The sequence below is a fragment of the Achromobacter sp. UBA5777 genome, from assembly GCF_002418565.1.
In the GTDB taxonomy this organism is placed as follows: Bacteria; Pseudomonadota; Gammaproteobacteria; order Burkholderiales; family Burkholderiaceae_B; genus Achromobacter; species Achromobacter animicus.
This window is the reverse complement of record NZ_DIEJ01000297.1, coordinates 1-23,443: the sequence shown is the minus strand read 5'-3', so window position 1 is coordinate 23,443 and position 23,443 is coordinate 1. Positions and strand designations below refer to the sequence as shown.

Here is a 23,443-nt window from a genome sequence, read left to right as displayed (position 1 = left end):
AGCGGCGGCTGGATCGGACTGCCTCCGGGAGCCGCGGCGCCGCCGGGAGGCAGCGGCTTGACCGAGGTGTCGACGCCGTCGGTCGAGCGGTTGTTGTTCAGGAAGTCGGTCAGCGCGTCGCCGGAAGACAGGTCCAGCGAGGCCACCGCCTGGCCGGGCGGGAATTCGGAGAAATAGTATTCGCCGTTGTCCACCAGCAGGCCGTCCGGGCGCGGCGCCGGCTTGGCTTGCGGCACGTCTTTAAGTACCGGCTGCATGTAGTCGAGCCAGGTGGAGAGTGCCAGGCCGCTGCCGAACTCGTTGGTGCCCAACGACTTGGGTTGGTCAAAGCCCATCCAGACGGTGGTGGCCAGCGTCTGCGTGAAACCCGAGAACCAGACGTCGACGGCATCGTTCGTGGTGCCGGTCTTGCCGCCGATGTCGTTGCGCTTGAGCACCTGATGCGCGCGGGCGGCGGTGCCGTTGACCGTGACGTCGCGCAGGATGTCGTCCATGACCCAGGCCGTGCGCGGGTCGATGGCGCGCGCCTGCGCGTCACCTGCCACGACGGGCTGGGTCTTCATCAGCACGTTGCCGGAGCGGTCCGTGACGTGGTCGATGAGGTAGGGCGTGACACGGTAGCCGCCGTTGGCAAACACGCTGTAGCCATTGACAACCTGCAGCGGCGTCGCGCCGCCCGCACCCAGCGCCAGCGGCAGCACGGCCGGCCAGCGGGATTTATCGAAGCCGAAGCGCGTCAGGTAGTCCTGCGCGTACTGCGGCGAAATCGCCTGCAGGATGCGGATCGACACCATGTTCTTGGAGCGCATCAACCCCTGGCGCAGGGTCAGCATGGGTTCGTACTTGTTGCCGTCGTTCTTGGGCTGCCAAGCCTTGGAACCGGTCTGCTCGGCCGTCAGCATGAAGGGCTGATCGGAGATCTGCGTGGCGGGCGTCAAGCCCCGCTCCAGGGCGGCCGCATAGACGAACGGCTTGATGTTCGAGCCCGGCTGGCGCCATGCCTGCGTGACGCGGTTGAAGTGGCCGCGGTTGAAGTCGAAGCCGCCGATCATGGCGCGGATGGCGCCATCCTGCGGCACCATCGACACCAGCGCGGCCTGCAGCGCCGGCATGTTGATGATTTCCCAGTTGTCGCCGTTCTTGTGGATGTAGACCACCGAACCGCGCCGGATGCGCTGGGTATCGCTGGCCTTGGGATTGAGCGCGCGGGCGACGACCGCCAGGGCCTTCTTGTCCGAAATGGTGATGATGTCGCGCCCGCTGCGCGCCACGGTGACTTCGGTGGGGCTGGCGGCCAGCACGACGGCGGCAAGCAGGTCTTCGCTGTCAGGCGACTTTTCCTGCACGCCGTCCAGGATCTCGTCGAGCGCCTGGGGGTCCTGTTCCACGCCGTCGGGCAGCTCGACCTGGTCTTCCGGGCCCGGATAAACGGCGCGGCGGGTGTAGTCGATGATGCCGTCGCGCACGGCGCGGTAAGCCGCTTCCTGCGCCTTGGAATCGATCGTGGTGTAGACGTCGATCCCCGACGAGTAGGTGTTCTCCTGGAACACGCCATACATCAGCTGGCGGGCCAGTTCTGCCGGATAGTCGCCGTGCACCGCAAAGCCGCGCGTGCTGCTGCCGTCCGCGCCGCGGATCGTGATGCGCTGTTGCAGGGCTTCGTCGGTCTGCTCCGGCGTCAGGTAGCCCAGCGTCTTCATGCGGCCCAGCACGTAATGCTGGCGGATCTCGGCGCGCGGGTAATTGGTGATCGGATTGAAACGCGAGGGCGCCTTCGGAATGCCGGCCAGCATGGCGGCCTCGGCGGGCGTGACCTCCGACAGCGGCTTGCCCAGATAGGTTCGCGAGGCGGCCGCGAAACCATAGGCGCGATGGCCCAGGTAGATCTGGTTCATGTAGAGCTCGAGGATCTGGTCCTTGGTGAGCTCGGATTCGATCTTGAACGTCAGCAGCAGTTCATAGAACTTGCGCGAATACGTCTTTTCCGACGACAGATAGAAATTGCGCGCGACCTGCATGGTGATCGTGCTGCCGCCTTGGGACTTGGAGCCCTTCACGATGTTGGTCAGCACGGCGCGCGCGACGCCCATCCAGTCGACGCCGCCGTGGCTGTAGAAACGGTCGTCCTCGGCCGCCAGAACCGCTTGCCGCATCACCGGGGGGATTTCGTCGAAACGCAGCACGTTGCGGTGCTCTTCGCCGTATTCGCCGATGAGCACCTTGTCCGCGGTGTAGATGCGCAGGGGCACGCGCGGCCGGTAGTCGGTCATCGCGTGCAGGTCGGGCAGGCTGGGCCACGCCAGGGCCAGCGCGAGGCCAAGCACGACGGCGCCGCACACGGCTGCGCCGGCGGCGGCGATGCCCGCTTTGACCAGGAGAGGTTTCCAGGGGAGGCCCGATTTGCCGCCCGGGTTGGCGGAGGATTGCTGGGGATTGCTCATTGCAGGCGATTCTAGGGCAGAACGCTATAGACCGCCCAGGGCGCAATAAGGTTTCGGTAACGAAATCTGCCCATGCGAGCGGATATTCAGCTTTTGTTCAGGTCAGCGAGGCGCCGGGGACGGATTGCAGGTAGCGCTGGGGTGGCGCGCCGAGTGCCCGATGAAACATGGCGGAGAAGGCACTGGCGCTGCGGTAGCCGAGGTCCGCTGCAATGCGCGCCACTGGCACGCCCATCGACAGCCGGCATACCGCGTCGGCCAGCCGCACCTGCTGCACCCACTGTCGGTAATTCAGGCCTAGTTCGGATTGAAACAACCGGATCAGCGTGCGCGCACTGGCGCCGACTTCGCTGCCCCAGTCCTCGATGCCGCGTTGCAGGCCGGGCCGGTCCAGGATGGCCGTGCAGATGGCTTGCAGGCGCCGGTCGCGCGGCCAGGGGATCTGGATGGGCACGATGCGCGCAGCGGCCAGTTCGGCCAGGATCAACCCCGCGATCTGTTCGACCCGTCCCCCGAGCGGATAGTCGATGGGCTCGGCCGTCAGCGCCAGGATCAGTTCGCGCAGCAGGCCGCTGACCTCGATTACCTGGCACTCGGGCCAGTAGTCCCGGGAGGCGTCGGCCTGAATGTAAAGGGAACGCATCGAGACCGCGCCAACCATGTCGACGCCGTGCGGCACGCCCGCCGGCACCCACAGCGCGCGCAACGGCGGCAGGGCCCAGAAGCCGCTGGGCGTGGTGACGCGCATCACGCCTTCGACGGCATAAATGAGTTGGGCGCGAGGGTGGGTATGGGGTCCGGTCTGTGCGCCGGGGGAAAATTCCTTGGCCATCGCCGTGACGACGCGCGGACGATGCTGGTAGTCCTGCGCGTTGATGCTGCGGGTGGGATCGGAGGGAGGGCGGACGACCATGGTGTCACTTCCGACAAAAGGATGAGAGGGCGCCCGAAAGCGCATGACGCCTATTCTGCCATTGTGTTGGCACAGCGGTTGTCACTTTCTCGACGAAAATTGGCAGATCGCGCCGGCGCCGGATTTCTACACTGATGCCTGGTTCCGGCATGTGGCCGGCTTGTCCATTTTCTTTGTGCGACTCATGAACTCCGCCCAGAATCCCGCTGCCGGCCTGTCTGCCTCGACCTCGGCCGCACCCGCCCCCGCCCCACCCGCCGCGGGGTCGCCCGCCGCGGGATCGCCCGCCGCCTCCGATCCCTCCACCGCTTTCAAGGTGCTGGGCGCGATCAGCGTGGCGCACCTGATGAACGACATGATCCAGTCGATCCTGCTCGCCATCTATCCCATGCTCAAGGACTCGTTCAGCCTGACGTTCACGCAGATCGGGCTGATCACGCTGGTCTACCAGCTTGCCGCGTCGCTGCTCCAGCCATTCATCGGTTTCTATACCGATCGGAACCCCAAGCCGTATTCGCTGCCCGTGGGCATGGGCTTCACGCTGGTGGGCCTGTTGATGCTGTCGATGGCGCCGTCGTTTGGCTGGTTGCTGGTGGCGGCGGTGCTGGTGGGCACGGGCTCGTCGGTGTTTCACCCCGAATCGTCACGCGTGGCGCGCATGGCGTCGGGCGGGCGGCACGGGCTGGCGCAGTCGCTGTTCCAGGTGGGCGGCAATGTGGGATCGGCGCTGGGGCCCCTCTTGGCCGCGCTGTTCATCATTCCGCACGGGCAGGGCAGCGTGGCGTGGTTCTCGCTGGCGGCGCTGTTCGGCATTGTGGTGCTGATGTGGATCGGGCGCTGGTATGGCGCCAACCGCGTGCTGCTCAAGCCGCGCGCGCGGCGCGAGGGCGCGGGCAATGGGTTGACGCGCAATCAGGTGCTGGGGGCGTTGGGGGTGCTGGGCGTGCTGGTGTTCTCGAAATACTTCTACTTGGCCAGTCTGAACAGCTACTTCACCTTCTACCTGATCGACAAGTTCGCGCTGTCGGTGCGCGAGGCGCAGTTGTATCTCTTCCTGTTCCTGGCCGCCGTCGCGGTGGGCACCGTGGTGGGCGGACCGGTGGGCGACCGCATCGGCCGCAAGATCGTGATCTGGGTGTCGATCCTGGGCGTGGCGCCTTTCACGCTGATGCTGCCGCACGCGAATCTCTTCTGGACGGGCGTGCTCGTCGTCATCATCGGCGTGGTGCTGGCGTCGGCCTTCTCCGCGATCGTGGTCTATGCCCAGGAGCTGGTTCCGGGCAAGGTGGGCATGATCGCGGGCCTGTTCTTCGGCTTTGCCTTCGGCATGGGCGGGCTGGGCGCCGCGGTGCTGGGCAGGGTGGCCGACGCCACCAGCATCGGCTACGTCTATCAGCTGTGTGCGTATCTGCCGCTGCTGGGTGTAGTGGCGATTCTGTTGCCGAAGATGCGGCGGGTGTAGGCACAGCGGCGAGAAGGGGCCGGCGCCAGTCGCCGGCCATGCTCCGCCGGGTTTCAGCCGTCCCGTCAGCCCGCCCGCAATGAGTGCAGGCGCGGCAGGCGGTGCTCGATGCCGTCGATCTGCCCCGCGCTGCCGTGGTGGATCACGGCGACGCGGGTGGCGCGCAGTTGCGTCAACTGGTCGGCGCTGACTTCAAAGCTCTTGGCCAGGCGCTGGTCGGTCAGCGGGCGGATCGGCTTGCGGCGGTCCTTGCCGCCGAAGCGGCGGTGGTTGTACACGGCCCACGCCACCAGAACCGCCGCGTTGACCACGGCCAGCACGGCATAACCCCACAAGGTCTGCACCGTCGGCAGAAAGACGGGCAGCAGCGGCGCGTCCGGGCCGCTGGCGGCCCCGCGCAGAATGGCCAGGATGCCGGCGCCAAACAGGTAGACGAACGCGAACCAGCCGAAGGCGGTCAGCGCAAAGTCGAACAGATAGCCCGCGCGCGAGCGTTGCGTGGTGATGATCATGATGCCTCCGGTGATTTGATGCCGCGGTCGGGGCTGGTCCAGCGGGCGCGCTGGGCCTGCTTGCGCAGCATGACCTTGGGGAAACTGACCAGCGTGGTGAAGAGACTCACCATCCAGTAGGCCAGGGGATACCAGATAACCCAATAGAGCGCGCGCGCCAGGCCCGGCTCATAGCGGCGGTCGATCAGAATGCTGACGGCGAACTGCAGCAGGCACACGACCGCCAGCATCATGCCGGTGAAGGCCGGCGGCAGCAGGCTGGCGATCTGCATGTTGTTGGGCAGCGCGACGACCTGGCTGACCAGCCACAGCACCACCGACAACCCGAACGCGAACGCCCAGGCGGTCGACAGGCAGAACTCGGCCATCAGCGGCCACAGCCGGCGGTGGCGCCAGTTCCAGATCGACCGCAGGTTCTTCAGGAAGACCTCCGCGCCGCCCTGCGCCCAGCGCAGCCGCTGCTTCCACAGTCCGCGCAGGGTCTCGGGCATCAGGATCCAGCACAGCCCGCGCGGTTCGTAAAAGATGGACCAGTGGTCGCGCTGCAGTTTCCAGCTGATGTCGATGTCCTCGGTGATCATGTCCAGGCTCCAGTAGCCCGCGCGGTCCAGCGCCACGCGGCGGAAGGCCGCGACGACGCCGGACACCGTGAACACTTGCCCGTACACGCGCTGGGTGCGTTTGATGAGTCCGATGATCGAGGAGAACTCCCCGACCTGGATGCGCCCGATCAGCGTGGAGCGGGTGCGGATGCGCGGGTTGCCGGTGACGGCGCCGACGCGCGGGTTGTCGATCAGCGGCGCCACCAGATACGCGGCGGCATCGGGGTCGAGCAGGGCGTCGCCGTCGATGCACACCAGGTATTCGCTGCGGGCCGCCAGTGCGCCCATGCGCAGCGCCATGGCCTTGCCCTGGTTCTGCGCCAGATGCACGACGCGCAGGCGCGAGTGTTCAGCGGCCATGCGGTCCAGCAGCGCGGCCGTGCCGTCGGTCGACCCGTCGTTGATAGCGATGACTTCGATGTGCGGATAGTTCTGGTTCAGGGCCGCCAGCAGGGTTTCTTCGCCGTTATCGGCTTCGTTGAAGCACGGCACCAGAATCGATACCAGCGGCGAGCCGGCCAGTTCTGGAGGGGTGCGCTCAGGCCCCCACGCCCAGTGGCGCTCCCAGTGCCACCAGAAGTAGATGCCGCCCGCCATCCACATGCCGGACATGAACAGCGGATAGAAGAACACGAAGCCCAGCAGCGCTTCGCCGGTCAGCATCAGGGTGAATCCAAACGGCGCGCCGAGCACCGCGCAGAGAATCAGCAGGGCAATCAATCGATCAGTCATTGGAGGGGATACCAGGCTTCGGAGATGGCGGGCCGGATGCCTTGCAACCGGGGCTGGTCTTGCGAGAAGTCGTCGGGGTAGTAGCCGAAGCTGCGGGCGCCGCGCAGTTGCAGGCGGCGCATCCAGCCGGCCAGCACGTCCGTGTCCACGGGCGTGGCGTCTGGGCGATCGGGGCCGGTGCGCCAGTCGCGGCTTTGCAGTTCGAACACGGTCCTGGACAGCGCGCCGGGCCGCCGGGCGACGGTGTCGACCAGTTCGTCCAGCCACGCGTTTTCCTTGCCGGGCGCCACGTTCTCCATCAGCGGCATCGCCATCGGCGCGGTCCAGTCGTACGCGGCCAGAAAGTCGTCCAGGTTCTGCGCGAACCAGGTTTCGCTTTCCGGATTCAGGATGGGCTGGGCGTAGATGTTGCGCGCCGTCTTGATCTGCGGCCCACGCACGGCGCGCACCTTTTCTGCGAGCGCCATGGTGAAGTCCACCAGATGGCGGCTTTTGTAGCGGGTCCAGCGCTGCATCGTTTCCGGATCCGCACGAAGTTCCGCGATGCTGCCCGGCAACCCCGCCGCGCGGTACGCGGCCAGCGCGGCGGGGCTGGCGTCCTCGAAGTCCGACAGCAGCGCGTCGTCGTGGAACAGGATGCCGTCGAAGATCGCCTGGCGCGCCAGGTCTTCGTACAGATCGCCGATGCGCGCGCGCACGGTGGCGTCAAAGGGCGACAGGCGGCGGTACTGGTCCGGGTCGGGCGCCACCTGTCCGGTGTCCGGATCCCAGCGCTCGACGCGCGGCAAGGCCGGGTCCATGTCGAAGGCCAGCACGGGCATCCACGCGTACACCATCACGTTGGCGCGGTTGTGCAGTTGCCAGGCGGCACGGTTGAAGAGGTCCGCGCGCATCGGCAGCCAGCGGTTCGGGAAGTACAGCGACTTCACCAGCCCATCGCCCTGCGGGTCGGAATAGGCCTGCAGGAACACCGTGTTGATCTGCATGTCCAGAATGCGCTGCACCAGCACGCCCAGGTTGCGGTCGGTCTGTTCCGGGTCCGGGTCGTAGACGTAGTCCAGATCGATGTGCGCGACGCGCATGAAGGGGTCGGCCTCCATGTCCACCACGCTGTTGGCAAAGGACTTGAGCGCCGGATCGCTGGCCAGCAGCATGCGCGGCGTGGACATCAGGCGGGACAGGCGCCCGGGTCCGTCTTCCAGCGTCAGCGCCATCTCGTAGCCGTTCTCGGCGGTGATGGGCAGCGTGGAGCCGCCTTCCGCGCCATAGGGCCAGACCCATACGCGGGGCTTCTTGCCGGTGGCCGCGCGGATCTTTTCCGTGATGGCGGCCACGTCGCGGCCCATGCGGGCGTCGAACTGCGCCTCGGTTTCGTACTGGCCGGTGCGCGCATCAAAGGCGCGGATGGCGGCGGCCGGCTCGGTGTTGCCCTGCGGATTGGCCAGCGCGCCGTAGTGCGAGGCGTCCGTGTGCGCGGCGATTTCCACCAACCCGGAGCGCGAGATCTCGCGGATCTCATCCCAGTTCAAAAAGCGGTTGCGGGCCTCGGGCGTGCCGCCGAAATCCACCGGGCGGTCGGACGGGGTGTCCATCCAGACGCCCACGGGCGCCAGCAGCGCCGGCCATCCGTAGGCTTTCAGGATGGGCAGCACGCGGGTATGGAAGCTGCGATAGCCGTCGTCGAACGACAGCAGCACAGCGCGGTCGGGCAGCGGCTTGCCGCCTTGCCGGGCGGCCAGGATCTGATCCACCGACACGGCCTGATAGCGATTGGCGCGCAGCCAGGCCAGCTGTTCAGCGAGCCGGTCCGTGCGCACGCTGAGAAAGGCCTGATCGGGGTCATCGTCTTCGACGTCGTGATAGGCCAGCGCCAGGAACTGGCCATTGACCCACGGTTTGTCGATGGCCGCGACCGGGCGTTCGGCGGGCGGCGTGTAGACGGGGATGTCCTTGGCGCAGGCCGTCAGCGCCAGGATCATGAGGAACAGGATGCCGGCCAGGAGCAGCCGGGTATGCAGTTTGAGCATCATGTCGTTTCCGGAAAAACCAGGTCAGAAGCGGTAGGCAAGGTCGAAGACGACGCGCAGTTCACGCTCGCGCTCGCCGTCGTAGGGCCGGCTGGTGCCGGTGACCATGAAACCCATGTCCAGCACGTCGTTCGCGCGGTAGCGTTGGCCGTAGCCCAGCGCCACGACGCCGCCCGTGCCGTAGCCCTGCTGGCTGTAAGTGCCGGCGCCCAGCGTACCGATCTGTTCCCACGCGGTTTCGTAGCGCCGGTGCAGGGTGTGCGTCAGCCGCACGCCAGGCACGGCCAGGAAGTCGGCGCTGGGGTTGAAGTAGGGCGCGTCGTCGCGGTTGTTGTGCTGAGTGAACAGGCCCAATTCCAGGGCGGCCTTCAGGTGCGGCGCGGTGTAGACGCGCTCGCGGCCGGTCAGTCCGAATGCCCAACGGGTGTTGCCGTCGCTGAAACGGGACGGGGCGGCCGACAAGGTCCATTCGCGCCGCTCGTCGGCACGCCAGCGCACGTACACCGACAGGCCGTTGGACGAGACATCGTTGGTCAGCGCGCGCAGCGGCGTGTCGCGCGACAGGATTTCGGCCGAGCCGCCCACCTGCCAGTGGTCGTTCAGGTCGTAGGCGGCGGACAAGCGCGCACCGGGCTTGACGCCGTGGCCGTAGTCGTTGGTGGAGACTTCGCCTTCCACCGTCAGATCGCGCACGCGCCACTCCACGCCGGTGCGCAGCCAGCGGTAGATGCCGCGGCCTTCCTCGAAGTCACCCGATGCGTAGCCGCCGCCGCCAAAGACGCGCCAGTCGTAGCCCATGGGCGGGGAATACAGCACGGCGTCGATGCCGAAATCGCCATTGCCGGTGACCGGACTGTCCGAGGCCAGGCCGCGATAGCCGGTGATGCGCAGTTCGGCCTTGCGGTGGACCTCCCACTCGCGGGCCAGCCGCCGGCTGGTCAGGTTTTCGGGCGAGCGGGTCAGCGTGTCGGCGGAAAGCGCTTCGGCCTGGCGCCATTCCTGCAGGTCCATCGCCGTGAAGCCCTGGCCGTTCTCCACCGCCAGGTCGCGCGGCGCCAGCGTCTCCGCCAGCTTCAGTTCGATTTCCGAGGCTCGTGGTTGCGAGCGGGCGCGGTGGACGGTGGCCAGATCGCTGCGCAGCGCGGAATTGTTGGGCGCCTGCTGCACCATCTGCGCCAGGCGCTGGTGGGCCTCGATGGTGTCGTCGGCCTGAAGGTGCGTGGCGGCCAGCGTTTGGCGGCTTTCCAGGTTCAGGTCGTTGGGCATGCGCGTGGCCTGGCCCTTGTAGTAAAGCCAGGGGGCGTAGCCGGCCTGGACGGCGTCCGTGATCGGGGGCGTTTCGTCGAACTGTTCGCCTTCGGCCAGCGCGTAGTACAGGCCGGTCTGCGTGGCCAGACGCTGCGCCGGATCGTCGCCGGGCGCGCTGTCGCTGGCGGCCACCTGCCGGTAGAGGTCGCGGGCGCGCTCAGGCTGGCGCAGGTACAGATAGGCGGAGGCGACGTCGCTCAGCGCGTAGCGCGGCACGTCGACGCCCTCGGCCAGCAGCGCCTCGTATTCCTGGATCAGCATCTGCATCTGCACCCGGGCGTGCAGAGCGTGCAGGCGGTCGATGCGGGCGCGCAGGACGTCGGCGCGGGCCTCGTCGCCCAGTTTGCGCCAATCGGCAATCGCGGCGTCGTAGCCGGCCAGCGCGCGGTCGGCGATGGCAAACCGTTCGGCCTCGCCGCGCGCGGGCATGGCCGCCAGCCGCGCCTCTTGCGCCAGCGCGTCGGCCTGCAGGGCGCGCATCTGGGCGGGGGTAAACAGCGTTTCATGGCGACGCGCCCAGTCCAGCGCCACGTCGGCCATGCGGGCCCCCTGGAGCGCCCGGATGTATTCGCGTAGCACGTAGGGCGTGGCGGGGGCCAGCGTCAGTGCCTGATCGGCCTGATGCAGGGCTTCAAACGGCTGGGACTGCCGTGCGTAGACGTAGCTGACGGCCAGGCGGGCGTCGGCGTCGCGCGGCTGGCGGGCGATGCGTTTCTCGCCTGCGGCGATTGCCGCGGAAAATTGCCCGGCGTCCGCCAGCGTCATGATCTCGCCCGCCGCGAAGGCGGCTTCGCCAGGATGGCGGCGCAGGCCCTTGCGGTAGCTCTCGAGCGCCTGCGGCCAGCGTTGCAGGTCACGGTAAGCCCGCGCCACCGCCAACTGGACGTTGGCCGGCGGCACGCCGCCGGCCGGGAGCGTCTCGTACGCGACGATGGCTTCGTCAGGCTTGCCCGCCCAGCCGGCGATGACGATCCGGTCGTAAATAGGCCGCACGCCCGCGGCGCTGCCCTGTGCGCGCAGCATTTCCAGCGCAGGTTCGTAGTCGCCGGCGCGAGCGCGCTCGATCAGCGCGTCGTAGTGGCTTGTCGGGGCGGCCAGCGCCAGCACGGGCGCGAGCATTGCGCTGGCCGCCATCAAGTTCAGTCTGGGTCCAACGGCGTTTGACCGCCTGGTTCGTTCGATTGGCATCTGTATGACATCCGCAGTGGCAATTCGGGGCGTCCATGGCTCCGCCACGCCGGACGGGCGCGAGCACCCGGCAAAGGCGGCCGCAGGCGAACCAGGCGCCTGCAGCGCGGAAATGAACGTTTGATTGGGACTTGCGCGGCGCCCGCTACGGGGACCTTCGCACTCGCGTAATCGGAGTGCATGGCTAGTACGCGCCACGCCCGTGGGGCGTGATCGCGGCGCTTATGCTGCGCCGTCGACGGATGGAACTTTACGGAAAATTGCGCGGGTTAACTGTCAATTACTGCAAAGGGGGCGTCACGGCGAAGGCGCCTTGGCGTATTCTCTCGTCGCAGGCCGTGCAATCGTCTTGGCGCGGCGGTAAAGGTTCTGGACGGACGGACGCGCGTTGCCCAGCAGGGCAAACGTCACGCGCGTCCTTTCGCCATTCTCGTAACAAAAAGCATCAAGAATGCTGACGTGTAACGCGCTTTGCTTGCGCGAACCCAGTGCAACTGCAGTCCCAACGGCGGGGCGGGCCGACAAGCCTGAGCCCGAGCGAACCATGACGACTAGCTTGTTTTTCCTGATGTGGGGCCTGGCCACGGCGTTGGCGTTGCCGTTGCTGCTTCCCTTTCACGTCCGCGGCGTCGACGGGGTGCCGGCCTTCATGGCGGCCAACGCGCTGGCCGTGCTGTCCCTGCTGGCCTACGCGTCGGCCGAAATGATCCCGCCCGCCGCCTATGTAATGGTGTCCAACGCCGCCTGGGCCTGTTCAGCCGCGCTGGTGTACATCGGCGTGCGCCAGTTCTTCGGCATGCATCCGCATATCCTGCGCACCACCTTGTTGTGCTCACTGTGCACGTTCGGCTTTGCCCTGCTGCTGTACCGCAGCGACAGCCTGGTGTGGCGGATGGTGCTGTATTCCGTCTACACCTGCGTGCTGATGGCAGCGACCGGCGCCGTTATCTTCCGGCAGCGCAGGCGGATCAAGACGAAAGGCGTCGTGCTGTATCTGCTGCTGGCATTTTTCGGGGTGGTGGCGTTGCATGCGCTGCGCGGATATGTCTACGGCGCGGGCGTGGAGACGCCGGTGTCGCTGCTTCAGCCGTCGGCGTGGAGCCTCTTTTTTATTGTGTGCGGCTCGGTCACGGTGCCCGGACTCTTCCTGGCGCTGCTCTTCATGATCCAGACCAGCCAGGCGGAAAAGATGCAGGCGGCGCTGACGTTCGACAGTCTGACGCAAGCCTATTCGCGACGCAGCATCATGGACGAGCTTGAACACGAGCTGCAGCGCTGTGAGCGCACGGGCGGCAAACTCGCTGTGCTGGTGCTGGACATCGATCACTTCAAATCCATCAACGACCGCTACGGCCATGCGGGCGGCGACACCGCGCTGCGTCACTTTGCGCGCGTGGTGCAGAATGCGGTCCGGTCGAGCGATCGCTTCGGCCGCCTGGGCGGCGAGGAGTTTGTGCTGCTGATGTACGACTGCGATCCGGCGAGCGCGCTGGTGCAGGCGCAGCGCGTGTGCGACGCCTTGCGCGACATGCCGCTATACCTGCAAGGACTGGAGGTGCAGCTGACCACCAGCGGCGGTCTGGCGTCCTATCAGCCGGGCGACAGCGCCGACGTGATCCTGGCGCGGGCGGACGTGGCGTTGTACCGGGCCAAGGAGCAGGGGCGAGACCGCGTGGAAATGGCCTGGAGCGGCCGCGGCGTCGTCAAGACAAGCGGCGGCCTGCCGGCCGCCGCGAATGCCCTGGAAGCGGAAACCGCAGGGACTACGGCTTGAGGTGTTCCGTCAGGAACTTCTCCATGGCCTCGTAGAACTCGAACTTGTTCTCGTCGTTGTGAAAGCCGTGGCCTTCGTTGTCCTTGACCATGTATTCCACGTCCACACCGCGGGCCTTGAGTGCTGACACCATCTGGTCGCTCTCGTCCTTGTTCACGCGCGGATCCTTGGCGCCCTGCGCGACGAACAGCGGCGTCTTGATCTTGTCCGCGTGCAGCGCCGGCGAAGTCGCAGTCAGGCGGTCGCGGTCGCGCACCGGGTCGCCCACCATGTCCTGCATCTTGTCCAGCATGGGTTTCCAGTACGGCGGAATGGACTTCATGAACGTGAAGAGGTTCGATACGCCCACGTAGTCCACGGCCGCGGCGTACAGGTCCGGCGTGAAGGCCACGCCGGCCAGCGTGGCGTAGCCGCCGTAGCTGGCGCCATAGATGCCGATGCGCTTGGGGTCGGCGATGCCTTGCTCGACCAGCCATTGCACGCCGTCGGTGATGTCGTCCTGCATCTTCAGGCCCCATTCCCCGAAGCCGGCTTCCCAGAAGTCGCGGCCGTAACCGGTGGATCCGCGGAAGTTCATCTGCAGCACGCAGAAGCCGCGGTTGGCCAGGAATTGCACTTCGGGGTTGTAGCCCCAGCCGTCGCGGGCCCACGGGCCGCCGTGCGGATTGACGACGCAGGCCAGGTTCTTGGGGTCGCGGCCGGCGGGCAGCGTGAGGTAACCGTGGATGGTCCGGCCGTCGCGGCTCTGATAGCTGATGGGCTGCACCCGCGACATGTCGGCCTCGGGGATGGCCGGGTTCAGGTCCGCCAGCTTGGTCAGCGTGCCAGCCACGGCGTCGTAGATGTAGCGCGCGCCGGGCGTGCGGTCGTTGTAGGCCGCCACGATGAATTTGTTCTCGTCGCGGTTGCCGCCCTGGATGACGACGTCGTAGCCCGGCAGGAGATCGGCAAGCGTCTTGTACAGCGCTTCGGTTTCCGCATCGAAGAACTTGTATTGCGGCTTGTCGGTCTGGTAGGACGCCACGGTCAGCACGCGGCGCTTGCGCGAGAACGCGGCGCCGTCCAGGTCGACGGCCTCGGGCGTGAAGATGACATCCTCGGCGTCCGGCGTGGCCGGGTCGATGACGACCAGCGAGAGCTTGTCGCGATTGCGATTGCTCAGCGCGTAGAACTTCTTGTCGTCGAACGTGAAGAATGCGGGGCTGACGCTGGTGCGGTAGTCGGTGGTGATGAGCGGGCGGAAGTCGGATGCTTCGTCGTCGCGGTAGAGCAGGGTGGTGTTCAGCCCGTCGCTGGCGACGGCGGCGCGCACCTTGCCAGCGTGGTCGGTCTGCCAGCCGACGATGTTGCCCGGATTCTGCGCCACCAGCACGGCCGCGCCGGTGTGGACGTTGACGCGGTAGACGTCGAAGACCTCGGGGTTGCGCTGGTTGTGGCTGATCAGCACGTGGTCGGGGTCGTCTTCCAGGTCGTCCTCGATGCCGGCGCGCACGCCCTCGTACGGGGTCAGGTCCGTGATCTTGCCGGTTTTGGCGTTGACGGCCAGGACGTGGAAGTTTTCGTCGCCGCCAAAGTCCTTCTGGTACAGCACCACGTCCGGGCCTTTCCAGAAATAGCCGCTGATGTCGCGCGCGGTCTCGCTGGTGAGCTGGCGCGGCTCGCCCACGAGCTGGCTGCCTTGCAGCGGCTGCACGTAGATGTTCATGCGGGCGGGGTTGCCGTCCACGCTGGTGGGCTGCATGAACGAGAGCGTCTGGCCGTCGTCGGACAGCCGGAAATAGCCGCGCTCAGGATTGCGGAAGAAATCTTTCAGGGGATAGGCGCGGGGAGGCGGCTGCGTGGCGCAGGCACCCAGGGAGGCGCCGACGATGCCGGCCGCCAGGACGGTGCGCAGAAATGAGAACAAGGGGAAACCTCCGTGATGTCGATCCGCGTTGCAAATAGGCTGGTCGATAATGCCATAGCCGTGCGAGGGGTGTCGAACCGGGCCCACAGATCCGGCGCCACTTATGCCGCCAGGCGGTTTGCGGGATAATCGCGGCACTTCTTCTGGAGATTTACATGTACAGGAATCTGGTCGCGGCCTCGGCGCTGGCCCTGGGGCTGGCCGGCTGCTCGCTCGGCATCTCGCCGGACAGCGCGTCGCCGCACAGCGAATTCAAGGCGCCGGTGGCGTTCAAGGACGCCTACGATGCGGTCATCCGCCAGTCCAACGCGTGCCTGCGCAGCACCGACAACGCCTACCGCGTCGTTTCCGACCTGAACGAAAGCGCGCAATCCGGTGTGGTGCGCGTGCTGGCGCCGTATTCCGATCGCGAGATGTCGCGCGTTGACCTGAAGTCCGAGGGGCCGAAGTCCACGGACGTGCGCATCGTGATGTGGGGCAAGGGCACGTGGGACCCCGCTGCCATGCGCGCGATGCAGGACGCGGTGTATTACGGGCTGGTGTCGTGCAGCACGTACATGCCGCTGGATCCGCGCCCGCCAGTCAAGCCGACGCGCGACCTGCCGAAATAAGGCAGGACGGAAAAAGGTCAGTCGCCGCCGGGACGGCGGCGGATGATCTTGAAGGTGGCGGTGGCGCGCGCCACCAGTTCGCCGTCGGCGCGGCGGATGTCGCCCTCACAGAAGGCAATGGACGCGCCGCGGCGCAGGCAGCGCGCTTCGATGACCAGATCGCCCGTGCCGGGAGACAGGAACGTGGTGTTCATGTCGATGGTGGCCATGCCCTCGGTGGCGTCCGCGGAGCCGCGCGCGGCGGCGCTCAGGGTGAAGTCCAGCACGCTCATCAACGTGCCGCCGTGCACGTCGCCGCGGCTGTTGGTCAGGTCTTCGCGCCACGGCAGCGTCGTGCGGGCATAGGCGGGCGCGATGCTTTCCGGCACCAGGCCGATGAAACTCATGAAGGGAATGGTCAGGCCGAAATAGTCGGTTTTGGCGGAAGCGGGTGCAGTCATGGAACCGTCGTGGGCGAGAAGGGATAGCGGATTGCCGCCGGTCATAATATATGTTTTTGCCACGGGATTGAGGTCATGACGGGGCAGGCGTCGGCGCAGTCTGCGCGCAAAATCGTGCATGTGGACATGGATGCGTTCTACGCGTCCGTGGAGCAGCGCGACAATCCCGACCTGCGCGGCAAACCGGTGGTCGTGGCCTGGACCGGACCGCGCTCGGTCGTGTGCGCGGCGTCCTACGAAGCCCGGCGCTATGGCATCCATTCCGCCATGTCGGCCATCAAGGCTGAACGCCTCTGTCCGCACGCGATCTACGTGCCGCCCGATTTCAACCGCTATCGCGACGTATCGCGCCAGGTGCGGCAGATCTTCGCCCGCCATACCGACCTGATCGAACCCTTGTCGCTCGACGAGGCCTACCTGGATGTGACGGTCAACAAGTGCGGGCTGCCATCGGCCACCGAGGTGGCGCAGGTCATCCGCCAGCAGATCCGCGAGGAAACCGGCCTGACCGCGTCGGCCGGCGTGGCGCCGAACAAATTCCTGGCCAAGATCGCGTCGGACTGGAACAAGCCCGACGGCATTTTTGTGGTCCGGCCCAACAAGGTGCTGGCATTCCTGGAACCCTTGCCCGTGCGCAAGGTGCCGGGCGTGGGCAAGGTCACGCAGGCGCGCCTGGAGCAGCTTGGCATCCAGACGGTGGGCGACCTGGCCACGCACAGCGCGCAGGAACTGGAGCACTATTTCGGCCGCTACGGCCGGCGGCTGTACGAGCTGGCGCGCGGCATCGACGAACGCGAGGTGCAGACCGACCAGCCGTTGCAACAGGTGTCAGCCGAAACCACGTTTTCCAACGACGTCCGGCTGGAGGCCGTGGGCGACGCCCTGGACCGCATGGCGGAAAAGGTGTGGGATCAGGCGCTGAAGAAGGGCGCCCTGGGACGCACGGTGGTGCTCAAGCTGAAGACCGACCGCTTCCGCATCCTGACGCGCAGCCAGACCTGCGCCCAGCCGCCCACGTCGGCCATGGAGCTGGCCGCGCTGGCACGGCTGCTGTGCGAACGCGTGGAACTGCCGCCGGACACGCTGTACCGGCTGGCGGGGGTGGGGATGAGCAACTTCGCAGATCCGGGCGAGCAGTCGCGCCAGCCGGATCTGTTTGGAGGGGCGTTCTAGGTCTCGCCGCCGGGCCGCCCCAAGGCGAGACAGCCCCCTCGGGGGGCAGCTAGCGCGCGAAGCGTGCGCGGCGTGGGGGCGTCAACCTTTTTACAGGCGGGCCTTCACTTGCTGCGACAGCGCCGTCATGTCGGCGCGGCCGGCCAGCTTCTGCTTCAGGATAGCCATCACCTTGCCCATCGCGGGCGCGCCCGTCACGCCTTGCGCGGCGACTTCGGCCAGCGCGGCGTCGATGGCGGCGGCCACTTCCTCGGGGGTGGCGGCCTGCGGCAGGAATTCCTGCAGCACGGCCAGTTCGCCCTTTTCCTGCTCGGCGGTTTCCGTGCGGCCGGCCTGCTCGAACGCGGCGATCGACTCGCGGCGTTGCTTGACCTGTTTTTCGATGATGGCGGTGATTTCGGCGTCGGACAGGTCGCGGCGTTCGTCAACTTCCTTCTGCTTGACGGCGGCCAGCAGGAAACGCAGCGTGGTCAGTCGCTCGCTGGCCTTGGCGCGCATCGCGTCCTTGACGGCGTCGGACAAGCGGGTCTTGAGCGTAGCAGTGCTCATCGGTAAACCTTTGTGGTGTTGCGGTAACCGGGAAGTGTAAACCGGGCCGGGGCACGACGTCGCCAAGCCGATTTCGCTGTTTGGGCTTAAAGATGTATTATGAATATATGTTTAAAGGCGAGCCCGTTCGCCATTCAAGGAGCAGTTGATGTTGAGCCCCCAAATCCGCGAGCTGGTCAAGGCCACGGCCCCTGTCCTGAAGGTTCATGGCGTCGCCCTGACCAAGCATTTCTACGCGCGCATGTTCCAGCACAATCCGGAACTCAAGCACGTGTTCAACCAGGCCCACCAGGCGGGCGGCGCGCAGCAGCATGCGCTGGCCGGTGCGGTGACCGCGTATGCCGAGCACATCGACGATCCCTCGGTGCTGATGCCGGTGGTGACGCGCATCGTCCACAAGCACGTCAGCCTGGGCATCCGGCCCGAACACTACGCCATCGTGGGCAAGCATCTGCTGGCTTCCATCCGGGAAGTGCTGGGCGACGCCGCCACCGACGAACTCGTCGATGCCTGGGGCGCGGCCTATGGTCAACTGGCGGACCTGCTGATCGCCGAAGAGGCGCGTCTGTATGCGGAATCGGCCAACAAGCCGGGCGGCTGGACGGGCTGGCGCGCGTTCCGCGTCGTGGGCAAGCAGCCCGAAAGCGCCGAAATCACTTCTTTCTACCTGGCGCCGGCAGACGGCGGCACCGTGCCGGCATACCGGCCAGGTCAGTACGTGTCCGTGCGCGTGTTCGTGCCCGAACTGGGCTTGATGCAACCGCGCCAATACAGCCTGTCGGACGCACCGGGCCACGATCGCCTGCGCATCTCGGTCAAGCGCGAACCGGCTGGCGATCAGACGCCGGCGGGCCGCGTGTCCAACGCGCTGCACGACCGTCTGGAAGAGGGCGGTGTGCTGGACGTGGCGCCGCCGCAAGGTGATTTCCACCTACGCGAAGACGGCGATGCCCCCGTCGTGCTGCTGAGCGGCGGCGTGGGCCTGACGCCCATGGTGTCGATCCTGAACCACCTGGTGCGCGCCAACGACGAACGCCAGATCCGTTTCGTGCACGGCTGCCGCAACCGCTCGGTGCACGCCATGCGCGAGCACGTGAACGACATTACGGCGTCGCGCGCAAACGTGCGCAAGGCGGTGTTCTACGAAGAGGTGGGCCACGGCGACCAGGCCGGCCGCGACTACGACCACACGGGGCGCGTCGACCTGCACGCCATTCGCGATGAAGCTATCGTCCCCGGCGCCGATTACTACCTGTGTGGACCGGCGGCCTTCATGCGTGCCCAGCGTGAGGCGTTGCTGGGGCTGGGCGTGGCCGAAGACCGCATCCACGCCGAGGCGTTCGGCACTGGCGGCCCCGGCGCCTGAGCGGTGTATCCTGGCGGCCTGATGTTTCCGGGCCGCCTGGTCCACGCTCCTCACCCACCATGCAACTGAACCGATTCACCGACTTCGGCCTGCGCGTCCTGATGTATCTGACGCAATGCCGCGACCGGCCCGTCGCCGTCACGATTCCCGAGATCGCGGATCGCTTCGGCCTGTCCCGCAATCATCTGGTGAAGGTGGTGCACTTCATGTCGCAGCGCGGCTGGGTCAGCACCACGCGCGGCAAGGGCGGCGGGCTCAGCCTCGCCCGTCCCGCCACGGAGTACCGGGTGGGCGACCTGGTGCGCGAACTCGAACAGCAGGGCCCCCTGATCGATTGCCGCGAACCGCCCTGTGCCCTGGACGGCGTGTGCCGGCTGTCCGGCGTGCTGGCAAATACGCTGCAGGCGTTCTACGACACGCTCAATGGCTACACGCTGGCCGATCTGGTCCGCGAACCCACCGCCGCCGCCATCATCAAGCTGCATCGGGTGGCCTGAAGCCCCGGGCATGATGTTTGGTTATGGCCCCTGCGGCGTTTGGCATTTGCCGGCGCGGGGGCGGCCGTTACAGAATGGGCCCGTTCGCGGTCTTCTTGGATAACGGTATGCGCGTTTGTGTGATCGGCGCCGGCGTGGTCGGTGTGACGTCGGCCTATTTCCTGGCGCGCCAGGGTCATGAGGTGGTGCTGGTCGACAGCCAGCCCCGTCCGGCGGAAGTCTCCAGCTATGCCAACGGCGGCCAGCTCAGCTACAGCTACGTGGCGCCGCTTGCCGGACCCGGCGTGCTGCCCAGCGTGCCGGGATGGCTGCTGCGCCACGACTCGCCGCTGCGATTCCGGCCCCGGCTGGACCCGCATCAATGGCGCTGGTGCCTGCAGTTCGCGCTGGCCTGCCGCGCATCGGTGGCCAAGGCGTCCACCGCGCAGATGCTGACGCTGTCCTACCTCAGCCGCGATGTCATGCACTCGCTGCTGGAACAGGAAGACCTGGCGTTCGGCCACCTGAAGAACGGCAAGCTCATTGCGTACCGCAGCCCCGATCTGCTGGAAAAGGCGCGCGCGCTGGTGGCCTACCAGGCGGCGCACGGCGCAGACCAGCAGGTGCTGGACGCCGCCCAGGCCGTGGCGCGCGAGCCCGCGCTGGCCGGCATGGGCACCAGCCTGGCGGGCGCCATCTACACCCCCAGCGAAGAAGCCGGCGATTGCCGGCAGTTCACCGAAGCGCTGTTCGACCGCCTGCAAACGATGGGTAACGTGCAGTGCGCCATGTCCAACCCCGTCTCCGGCCTGCAGCGCGAAGGCCGCCGCATCGTGGCGGTCAACACGCGCGACGGCGACATCGGCGCGGATGCCGTGGTGCTGGCCACCGGCATCGGCACGCGGGCGTTGCTCGGTCCGCTGGGCCACGACGTGCCGCTCTATCCCTTGAAGGGCTACAGCCTGACTGTGCCGCTGGCGCCGGACGACTCCGTGGCGCCGCGCATCAGCGTCACCGATTACGAACGGCGCATCGTCTACGCGCGCGTGGGCGGCGTGCTGCGGATCGCGGCCATGGTGGACATCGGCAGCAACAACGCCGACATCGACCCGGCGCGCATCAGTCTGCTCAAACAGCAGGTGCTCGAAGCCTTTCCGCAGCTTGACCTGCGGCAGGCGATTCCGTGGGCGGGTCTGCGCCCGGCCACGCCTACCGGCAAGCCGCTGATCGGCCGCAGCCCCGCGGCGGACAATCTTTGGTTGAACGTGGGTCAGGGGGCGTTGGGCTTCACCTTGTCCTGCGGCAGCGCGGCGTTGCTGACCGCGCAGATGGGGGGGATGGAGTTGCCGCTGGATCCGGCGCCGTTCAGGCCCTGACCGCTGAGCAATGTCCGTTTCGCGACAGCCGATGCCATTCCATCGGCAGACGGGCTGACGCCGGCTCAATAGGATAGCGATCATCCTTTGCACGCCGCCGCAATCGGCGGCAGCGAAGGAGCCGATCCATCCTTCGAGTCCATCGCCATGTCTTTTCTCTTTCCGTTGTTCGCCATCCTGTTCTGGGCGGGCAACGTCATCGTCTCCAAGATGGCCGCCAGCGCCATTTCGCCCACCGCCATCACCTTCTACCGTCTGCTGCTGGCGCTGTTCCTGATGGGGCTGTTCACGGCCCGTCCGGCGTGGCGCAACCGGCGGGTCATCCTGCGGCACTGGCCCAAACTGGCGCTGTACGGCGCGCTGTCGGCGGCCGTGTTCCAGGCGCTGTCCTACCGGGCGGCCGAGACCACCACCGCCACCAACATGGCCATCCTGACAGCGCTGATTCCGTTGCTCAGCATGCTGCTCAGCGTGGTGATCCTGCGCGATCCGCTGACGCTCGGCATGGCCGCGGGCGGCGCGCTGTCGTTCCTGGGCCTTTTGTATCTGGTGGGGCAGGGCGACATGCTCAGCGTGTTCCAGCATGGCGTGCATGTGGGCGACGGCCTGATGCTGCTGGCCGCCTTGTCGTATGCGCTGTACGGCGTGCTGCTGCGCCACTGGAAAGTGCCGGTGCCCGCCTGGCAGTCCACCTTCGTGCAGTCCATCTTCGCGCTGATCTACATGTTCCCGCTTTACCTGCGCGTGCCGGCAGCGCAAGCGGCGCTGGACGTCAATACGGTGCCGCTCATTCTGTATGCCGGCATCTTCTCGTCGGTGTTGCTGTCGTATCTGTGGATCGAAGGCGTGCAGCGTTTGGGGCCCAACCGCTGCAGCATTTTCATCAACCTGCTGCCGCTCTTCACGGCGCTGGCCGCCTTCGTGATGCTGCGCGAACGCCTGCACAGCTATCACCTGCTGGGTGGCGCGGTCACCCTCGCGGGCGTGCTGCTGGCGCAGACCGTGCAGCGGCCGCTGTTCGGCGCCGGACGCGCGCTGGCGGCAGGCAAGGCCTAGCTGGGGGTTCACGGGCGCTCAAGTCCGTCGCCCGCCTTGCGCCGGAGGTGGGCAATGCCAGGACGGGCATTCACGGGCGTTCAAGACAGGCGCTCCCGGCCGCCGCATAGTGGCCGCTTTGCGCGGTGAGGCAATGAGCATTTTCCAGAAAACCACGATTGCGCTGGCCCGCAGCCCGGCGGTCGGCCACATGATGCGGGCGATGGCCGCCCGGACGTCGCTGGCGCGCCGTTTTGTCGGCGGGGCCGATGTCGACGAGGCCGTGCGGACCGCCGTGAAGCTGCGCGAGGCGCACGGCATCCGCGCCTCGCTCTTCTATCTGGGCGCATACGTCGCGGACCGCGCTGCAATCGACCACAACGTCTGTCAGGCCGTCGACGCGTGCCGGGCGCTGGCCGCGGCCGGCCTGGACGTGCACGTCTCCGTCGATCCCACGGCCATCGGCTACATGCGCGATGACACGCTGGGCGAGGAAAATGCCCGGCGCATCGGCACGGCGGTTCAGCGTTTTGGCGGCCAAGGCTGCGACTGGCTGGTGCTGGACATGGAAGATTCCAGCATCCGCGACCGCACCTGCACGCTGCATCGCACGCTGTTGGAGGCGAGCATCCCTGCCGCCCTCACGCTGCAGGCGCGGCGCCGCCGCACGCCGGAGGACCTGGCGTGGGCGATCCGGCAGCGCACCTCGCTGCGGCTGGTAAAGGGTGCGTTCCCCGAGCGTGAGCTTGACCACGCCGGGCGCGCGCGCATCGACCAGGCCTATCTGGACGCGGCGTCCATCATGCTGTCGCGCGAGGCGCGGGAATCGGGCTTTTACCCGGTTTTCGGCACGCACGACGACCGGCTGGCCGGCGCCATCATCGACCTGGCGCGGGAGCGCGGCTGGCCTGCCGGCAGCTTCGAATTTGAAATGCTTTACGGCGTGCGGCCGGACTGGCAGATCGCGCTGCGCCGGTTGGGCTATAACGTCAGGGTCTATCTCCCGTTTGGCGCGGACTGGTGGCCGTATGCCATCCGCCGCGTGGGGGAGAATCCTCGCAACGCGTGGCTCCTGGCCCGTTCGCTGAAAGCGGACGGGCATTACTTTGGGTAGCCGCGAATGGCTGGCAATTCATGGCGGTTTCTCAACATATCTGGCATTGCGGCGCGGGACTGCCCGGCGACGTACTGATCGCGGATCTGCGCGCGTATCGCTACGCGCCGCATTTCCACGACGCCTGGTCCATCGGCGCCATCGAACACGGCCGCTGCGACTTCACCGTGCAGGGCGTGGCCCATGCCGCCAGCGCGGGCGAGCTGGTGGTCATCGCGCCCGGGCAGGTGCATACCGGCGGCACAGCGGCGGGGGCGCTCGCCTATCGGATGGTCTACATCGATCCCGCGTGGTTCCGGGACCATGAACGGACGTTGCACGCGCACGGTGCGCGGCTGGCGGGGCCGGTGATCGCGGACGCCGCGCTTTGCGCGCAATGGCTGGACGCGCTGGCCCCCCGCGAGATCGCGCCCGCCGAGCGCAGCGCACGCATTTCGG

General features: G+C 67.1%; 19 protein-coding genes. 10 read left to right on the top strand and 9 right to left on the bottom strand.

Translation table 11 applies throughout. The annotated features are described in order from the left end of the window. Positions 1-2,441: penicillin-binding protein 1A (locus B3446_RS26075; protein WP_291386825.1), on the bottom strand; the 2,441-nt coding region annotated here is incomplete at its 3' end. Positions 2,442-2,538: 97 nt separating this feature from the next. Next, positions 2,539-3,354, bottom strand: coding sequence for an AraC family transcriptional regulator (locus tag B3446_RS26070; protein ID WP_291386824.1), 816 nt, complete (start codon positions 3,352-3,354; stop codon positions 2,539-2,541). Between the two features lie 184 nt (positions 3,355-3,538). Between B3446_RS26070 and B3446_RS26065 the strand changes: the two genes are divergently transcribed. Then, complete coding sequence (locus B3446_RS26065; RefSeq protein ID WP_291386823.1) at positions 3,539-4,816, top strand: MFS transporter; 1,278 nt, start codon at positions 3,539-3,541, stop codon at positions 4,814-4,816. Positions 4,817-4,881: 65 nt separating this feature from the next. Here B3446_RS26065 and pgaD read toward each other — a convergent pair whose 3' ends face one another. From pgaD to pgaA, 4 genes are read right to left on the bottom strand one after another with little or no spacing between them, the layout of a single operon-like run. Next, positions 4,882-5,328: a poly-beta-1,6-N-acetyl-D-glucosamine biosynthesis protein PgaD gene (pgaD, locus tag B3446_RS26060; protein ID WP_191576949.1), complete on the bottom strand. Its 447-nt coding sequence runs from the start codon at positions 5,326-5,328 to the stop codon at positions 4,882-4,884. Continuing rightward, positions 5,325-6,662: a poly-beta-1,6-N-acetyl-D-glucosamine synthase gene (pgaC, locus tag B3446_RS26055; RefSeq protein WP_291386820.1), complete on the bottom strand. Its 1,338-nt coding sequence runs from the start codon at positions 6,660-6,662 to the stop codon at positions 5,325-5,327. The genes pgaD and pgaC overlap by 4 nt, the downstream gene beginning before the upstream one ends. Continuing rightward, positions 6,659-8,692 carry a poly-beta-1,6-N-acetyl-D-glucosamine N-deacetylase PgaB gene (gene pgaB, locus B3446_RS26050; protein WP_291386818.1) on the bottom strand — a complete coding sequence of 678 codons (2,034 nt, stop codon included), beginning with the start codon at positions 8,690-8,692 and terminating at the stop codon, positions 6,659-6,661. Before pgaB ends, pgaC begins: the two co-directional genes overlap by 4 nt. A 21-nt stretch (positions 8,693-8,713) precedes the next feature. Next, positions 8,714-11,116, bottom strand: a complete 2,403-nt coding sequence (gene pgaA, locus B3446_RS26045; protein ID WP_291386816.1) for a poly-beta-1,6 N-acetyl-D-glucosamine export porin PgaA — start codon at positions 11,114-11,116, stop codon at positions 8,714-8,716. Positions 11,117-11,729: 613 nt separating this feature from the next. Between pgaA and B3446_RS26040 the strand changes: the two genes are divergently transcribed. Continuing rightward, entirely contained in the window at positions 11,730-12,959 is a 1,230-nt protein-coding gene (locus B3446_RS26040; protein ID WP_291386814.1) for a GGDEF domain-containing protein, read from the top strand. On the opposite strand, the gene B3446_RS26035 is transcribed toward B3446_RS26040, so the two are convergent. Beyond that, positions 12,949-14,865: a S9 family peptidase gene (locus B3446_RS26035; protein ID WP_291386812.1), complete on the bottom strand. Its 1,917-nt coding sequence runs from the start codon at positions 14,863-14,865 to the stop codon at positions 12,949-12,951. The genes B3446_RS26040 and B3446_RS26035 overlap by 11 nt on opposite strands. 155 nt (positions 14,866-15,020) lie before the next feature. Between B3446_RS26035 and B3446_RS26030 the strand changes: the two genes are divergently transcribed. Next, the gene (locus B3446_RS26030; RefSeq protein WP_175124059.1) at positions 15,021-15,476 is read left to right on the top strand and encodes a BPTD_2524 family lipoprotein; all 456 of its coding nucleotides are present in this window, start codon (positions 15,021-15,023) and stop codon (positions 15,474-15,476) included. 17 nt (positions 15,477-15,493) lie between these two features. On the opposite strand, the gene B3446_RS26025 is transcribed toward B3446_RS26030, so the two are convergent. Then, entirely contained in the window at positions 15,494-15,916 is a 423-nt protein-coding gene (locus B3446_RS26025; protein ID WP_175124060.1) for a PaaI family thioesterase, read from the bottom strand. A 75-nt stretch (positions 15,917-15,991) separates the two neighbouring features. On the opposite strand from B3446_RS26025, the gene dinB reads away from it, so the two are divergent. Further along, the gene (gene dinB, locus B3446_RS26020) at positions 15,992-17,089 is read left to right on the top strand and encodes a DNA polymerase IV (protein ID WP_191576944.1); all 1,098 of its coding nucleotides are present in this window, start codon (positions 15,992-15,994) and stop codon (positions 17,087-17,089) included. 90 nt (positions 17,090-17,179) lie between these two features. Here dinB and B3446_RS26015 read toward each other — a convergent pair whose 3' ends face one another. After that, a complete protein-coding gene (locus B3446_RS26015) occupies positions 17,180-17,638 on the bottom strand; it encodes a GatB/YqeY domain-containing protein (protein ID WP_056569773.1) in 459 nt (152 codons plus the stop codon). A 148-nt stretch (positions 17,639-17,786) separates the two neighbouring features. On the opposite strand from B3446_RS26015, the gene hmpA reads away from it, so the two are divergent. From hmpA to B3446_RS25985, 6 genes are all read left to right on the top strand, one after another. Further along, entirely contained in the window at positions 17,787-19,004 is a 1,218-nt protein-coding gene (gene hmpA, locus B3446_RS26010) for an NO-inducible flavohemoprotein (protein WP_218343390.1), read from the top strand. Between the two features lie 59 nt (positions 19,005-19,063). Next, positions 19,064-19,501 (top strand): Rrf2 family transcriptional regulator, encoded by a 438-nt coding sequence (locus tag B3446_RS26005; protein ID WP_291386807.1) that lies wholly within the window; start codon positions 19,064-19,066, stop codon positions 19,499-19,501. Between the two features lie 107 nt (positions 19,502-19,608). Then, the gene (locus B3446_RS26000) at positions 19,609-20,856 is read left to right on the top strand and encodes a D-amino acid dehydrogenase (protein WP_291386805.1); all 1,248 of its coding nucleotides are present in this window, start codon (positions 19,609-19,611) and stop codon (positions 20,854-20,856) included. Positions 20,857-21,003: 147 nt separating this feature from the next. Next, complete coding sequence (locus tag B3446_RS25995; protein WP_191576922.1) at positions 21,004-21,912, top strand: DMT family transporter; 909 nt, start codon at positions 21,004-21,006, stop codon at positions 21,910-21,912. 133 nt (positions 21,913-22,045) lie between these two features. Continuing rightward, entirely contained in the window at positions 22,046-23,005 is a 960-nt protein-coding gene (locus B3446_RS25990) for a proline dehydrogenase family protein (RefSeq protein WP_291386803.1), read from the top strand. A gap of 20 nt (positions 23,006-23,025) precedes the next feature. Beyond that, a partial coding sequence (locus tag B3446_RS25985; RefSeq protein WP_291386801.1) for an AraC family ligand binding domain-containing protein occupies positions 23,026-23,443 on the top strand: 418 nt, incomplete at its 3' end.